The following is a 4,631-nucleotide window of genomic DNA, read 5'->3' as shown; positions in this document are numbered from 1 at the left end:
TCCGGTGCTGTCCCGTGGAGCGCCGCCGCGATGCGGGGTGCCACCATCACGGTCTCGACGACCGGCCCGGGGACGGCGTGGCGCCCCAGGACCTCCAGTGCGACGACGGCCTCGACGGCGGTGGCCCCGGCCCCGCCGGCGTCCTCGTCTATGAGCAGGGCCGCGGCGCCGGTCTCGGCGACCCTGCCCCACACGGTGGTGCCGGGGCCGGTGTCGCCCGCGCTCCAGGCGCGGATGACCGACGGCAGGTCGGACCGTGTCAGCAGCGAGTCGATGCTCGCCGCGAAGTCGGTGATCTCGGGGTCGAGTGCGAATCTCATGGTGCTCCGTGTCCCGTCAGCCGCGCGGAAGGCCGAGGAGGCGCTCGGCGATGATGTTCTTCTGTACCTCGTTGGTGCCGGCGTAGATCGGCCCGGCGAGGGCGAACAGGTATCCGTCCATCCACTGCTCCCCGGCGAGCTCTCCGGCTGTGCCGAGCAGGTCGAGGGCGGTCTCGTGGGTGGCGATGTCCCAGTCCGACCAGAAGACCTTGTTGATCGAGGACTCGAAGCCCAGGTTGGCGCCGCCGGTGAGCGTGGTGACCGTCTTCCAGGTGCTCAGCTCGTAGGCGCGCGAGCCGATCCACGCGTCCACCACCTTGTCGGCCAGGGCGCCCCGGCTGCGCTCGTCCAGGTCCGCCCGGCGGGAACCCCACAGCTCGAGCAGTCGGTCGGTGGTGGCGAGGAACCGCCCCGGGGAGCGCAGGGAGAGCCCGCGCTCGTTGTTGGCGGTGGACATCGCCACCTTCCAGCCCTGGTTGACCTCGCCGATCACGCCGGACTCGGCCGGATCCGCCGGGTCGTCGGGCACGAAGACGTCCTCGAGGAACAGCTCCGCGAAGCCGGGCAGGCCGTCGAGCTGGTCGATCGGACGCACGGTGACGCCCTCGGCCCGCAGGTCGAACATGAAATAGGTCAGGCCCTTGTGGCGGGGCTCGTCCGGGTCGGTGCGGAACAGCCCGAAACCCTTGTCGGCGAACGAGGCGCGGGTGGACCACACCTTCTGGCCGCTGAGCACCCAGCCGCCGTCCACACGCGTAGCCGTCGAGCGCAGCGAGGCCAGGTCGGACCCCGCCTCCGGCTCGGACCAGGCCTGCGCCCAGATGTCGTCGGCGCGGGCCATGCGCGGCATGATGTGCGCCAACTGCTCGGGGGTCGCGTGATCGAAAAGGGTCGGTGCGAGCAGGAAGATGCCGTTCTGGCTCACCCGCAGGGGTGCGCCCGCGCGGAAGTACTCCTCCTCGAAGACCACCCAGTTGACCAGTCCGCAGTCGCGGCCGCCGAACTCCTCGGGCCACGACACGACCGACATGCGGGCGTCGGCCATCTTTCGCTCCCACTCGCGGTGGGCCTCGAAGCCCTCGCGGGTGTCCATGTGTGGGAGCGGCTCGGACGGCACGTTCGCGGCGAGCCAGTCGCGCACCTCGAGGCGGAACTCCTGTGTCGAGGCGTCCAGATCCAGATCCACGGCGTCAGCCCTTCTGCTCGCCGGTCGGGGCGGGGCCGCCGGTCGAGCCCGTGTTGGCGCTGTCGCGCATCGAGCGCGCGTCCATCCCGCCGAGGGAGGCGGAGAACGAGTCGGTGTCGTCGGGCTCCGCGTTGGCCGAGTGGGCGAACATGTGCCAGCCGAACGCCGTGTCCAGCGAGGTCTGCAGGCCCATCTGGTCCTCGTTCGAATTGATGACCTTCTTGGCCAGGGTCAGGCCGAAGGCGGGCATCGCGGCGATCTCACCGGCGATCTCGTCGACCTTCGCCTGCAGCTCCTCGCGCGGCACGACGTGGTTGAGCATGCCCCAGTCCAGCGCCTCGGCCGCACCGAATCTGCGACCGGTGTAGAGGATCTCCTTGGCACGGCGGGGGCCCAGGACGAAGGCGTGGGCGAAGTACTCGACACCGGGGATCCCCATCTTGACCACCGGGTCGGAGAAGAACGCGTCGTCGGAGGCCACGATGAAGTCGGAGATCCACGCCAGCATCAGGCCGCCGGCGATGCACGCGCCGTGCACCTGGGCGATCATCGGCTTGGGGATCTCGCGCCAGCGGCGACACATCTGGACGTAGACCTCGGTCTCGCGGGCCAGCCGCCGGTCGCCGCCGCCGCGGGTGGTGTGGTCCCACCAGATCGAGGCGCGGTTGGGGTACTCCACGTGGTGGTCGCGCTCGGTGGTGCCGATGTCGTGGCCGGCCGAGAAGTGCTTGCCGTTGGCCCGCAGGACGATCACCTTGACCGCGTCGTCCTCCACGGCCCTGATGAAGGCGTTGTCCAGCGAGTACGTCATGACCGAGTTCTGCGCGTTGCGGAAGTCGGGGCGGTTGAGCGTGACGTAGGCGGTGCCGCCCGTGACCTCGTAGGCGACCGGCTGCGTGTCCGGGCCGAGGTCGTCGACACCGAGGACCGGGGGGATGGGTGCGTCGGTCATGAGCTGGGGATCTCCTTACCTAGCAAGTGCTTGGTTGGTACTGTACCGGACCCGCTCGCCGGATCGGATTCAGACGCCGTCGCCACCGCCATTCAGACTCCGTAGCCACCGTTGTTCAGACGCCGTAACCACCGTCGACGTCGAGCTTCTGGCCGGAGATGAAGCCCGCCCGGTCGGAGGCGAGGAACGCCACGGCCTCGGCGACGTCCACCGCGGTCCCGAACCGTCGCAGCGGGATGTTGCGGCGGGTGACCTCGAGGGCGCGGTCGTCGAGGTCGCCGGAGGAGATGAGCCTCTCGGCCATCCCGTCGGTGAGCATCCCCGGGCCCACGCAGTTCACACGGACCCCGAACCGGCCCTCCTCCGCCGCCAGGCCCCGCACCAGCTGCTCGACCGCGCCCTTGGGGACCGCGGACAGGCCGTCCCGGACCGGGTAGCGGGTGGTGGCGGCAGTGGTGACGACGACGACGGTGCCGCCCACCGCGCGCACGTGCGGCAGCGCCGGGTGCACGATCGCGAAGAACCCGGCGGCGTCCGCGTCCAGCTGGACGCGCAGCTCGGCCGGGCTGGTCCGGGACAGGTGGACCATGGGCACGTGCGGGCCGGCGCAGTGGGCGAGTACGGCGATCCCGCCGTGGCGTGCGGCGATCTGATCGATCGAGGCCGCGACCTCGTCGTCGTCGGTCCCGTCGCGTCCCGGGGCCAGTCTCACGCTCTCCACGCCTCGTCGGGGGCCGTCCGGGGGGTCGCCCGGATCGGCGGCCCCCGAACCTGTTGCCCCCGGGCCTGAGAGCTCCGCCGCCAGGTCAATCGGTTCGGTCGAGCGGTACCCCAGCACCAGCGGGTTGTCGGGGAACTCGCCGGCCAGGCGCCGGGCCACCGCGCGGCCGATGCCGCCCGAGGCGCCGGTGACCACGACGGCACCCGCCCGGCGGCCCGTGCTCATCGGAGGTCGGTCTTGAGGATCTTGCCCGAGGCGTTGCGCGGGAAGGACTCCACGAACTCCACCGCGCGGGGACGCTTGAAGTTGGCCAGGTGCTCGCGGCAGAACCCGAGGACGTCCTCCTCGGTGAGCGACGACCCCTCGCGGCGCACCACGAAGGCCTTGCCGACCTCACCCATCCGGTCGTCCGGGACGCCGATGACAGCGGTCTCGACCACCCCGTCCAGGCGCGCGAGCGTCTGTTCGACCTCGGCGGGGTACACGTTGAACCCGCCCGTGATGTACATGTCCTTGAGCCGGTCGGTGATCCGGAGGTTGCCGCGGGAGTCGATCTCGCCCACGTCGCCGGTGTGGAGCCAGCCGTCGGGGTCGATGGCCTCCGCGGTGTTCTCCGGGTCGTCGAGATACCCCTGCATCACCATTTCGCCGCGGGTGAGGATCTCGCCGGAGTCCCCGATCCGGATCTCCATGCCGGGGTAGGCCCGCCCGCACGTGGTGGCGACGGTGACGTCGTCGTCGTCCGCCGTGGTGGTGGTGATGAAGCCCATCGTCTCGGTCTGCCCGTAGGCGGTGAGGACGGTCTCCAGCCCCAGGTCGGACTGCATCCGCTCGACCAGGACCACCGGGACGACCGACGCGCCGGTCACGGCCAGGCGCAGGGAGCACAGATCGAACCCCGCCCGGTCCGGCGCGTCCAGGATCGTCTGGAAGATCGTGGGGGCGCCGGGCAGGACGGTGGCGCCCTCGTCCTGCACGAGGCGCATGGTCTCGGTGGGGGAGTACACGGCCAGCGGGATGACGGTCGAACCGAAGAGAGTGCAGACCAGGAACCCGGCCTTGTAGCCGAAGCTGTGGAAGAACGGGTTGACGATGAGGTAGCGGTCGCGCTCGGTGAGTCCGCCGTTCGACCCCCAGGCGCGCGCACCGGCGACGGTCTGGCGGTGCAGCGCCACCACGCCCTTGCTCTTGCCGGTGGTGCCGGAGGTGAACAGGATGTCGGCCACGTCGTCACCCGTCACCGAGTCGGCGCGGGCGTCGGCCTCCGCGAGCGCGGTGTCGGTGGCCTCCGCCTGCAGGTCGGTGAAGTCGACGACGGCGAGGTCGGCGGTCGCGGTGTCACCGCCGTCGAGGGGGACTCGCACGAGCGTCCGCAGCCGCGTGGCGCCGGCGAGCGACCCGCCCGCCGCGGAGGTCAGGTCGGCGATCCGCTCGGCACCGAGGAAGGCGCCC

The 4,631-nt window shown here is 71.1% G+C and carries 5 protein-coding genes; all 5 read right to left on the bottom strand.

Features of this window, described 5'->3' with window-relative positions:
- Positions 1-320 (bottom strand): acyl-CoA dehydrogenase family protein (locus tag G6031_RS14545; protein ID WP_182653627.1); only part of this gene is annotated, 320 nt, incomplete at its 3' end.
- 16 nt (positions 321-336) lie between these two features.
- On the bottom strand, positions 337-1,506 hold the full coding sequence (locus tag G6031_RS14540; RefSeq protein ID WP_182645342.1) for an acyl-CoA dehydrogenase family protein: 1,170 nt from the start codon (positions 1,504-1,506) through the stop codon (positions 337-339).
- Between the two features lie 4 nt (positions 1,507-1,510).
- On the bottom strand, positions 1,511-2,458 hold the full coding sequence (locus G6031_RS14535; protein ID WP_182653626.1) for an enoyl-CoA hydratase: 948 nt from the start codon (positions 2,456-2,458) through the stop codon (positions 1,511-1,513).
- A gap of 115 nt (positions 2,459-2,573) precedes the next feature.
- A complete protein-coding gene (locus G6031_RS14530; RefSeq protein WP_182653625.1) occupies positions 2,574-3,404 on the bottom strand; it encodes an SDR family oxidoreductase in 831 nt (276 codons plus the stop codon).
- Positions 3,401-4,631, bottom strand: a 1,231-nt coding sequence (locus G6031_RS14525; protein ID WP_182653624.1) for an AMP-binding protein, incomplete at its 5' end; no start/stop codon positions are given. The genes G6031_RS14525 and G6031_RS14530, both read right to left, overlap by 4 nt.

Origin of the sequence: Dietzia sp. CQ4 (assembly GCF_014145125.1) — a bacterium.
Taxonomy (GTDB): Bacteria; Actinomycetota; Actinomycetes; order Mycobacteriales; family Mycobacteriaceae; genus Dietzia; species Dietzia natronolimnaea.
The sequence above is the reverse complement of the archived record's forward strand: the minus strand, read 5'-3'. Positions and strand labels throughout refer to the sequence as shown.

Coding starts and splice junctions, on each gene's coding strand:
- G6031_RS14535 (WP_182653626.1), bottom strand. CDS start 2,458: ATGACCGACGCACCCATCCCCCCGGTCCTCGGTGTCGACGACCTCGGC.
- G6031_RS14530 (WP_182653625.1), bottom strand. CDS start 3,404: ATGAGCACGGGCCGCCGGGCGGGTGCCGTCGTGGTCACCGGCGCCTCG.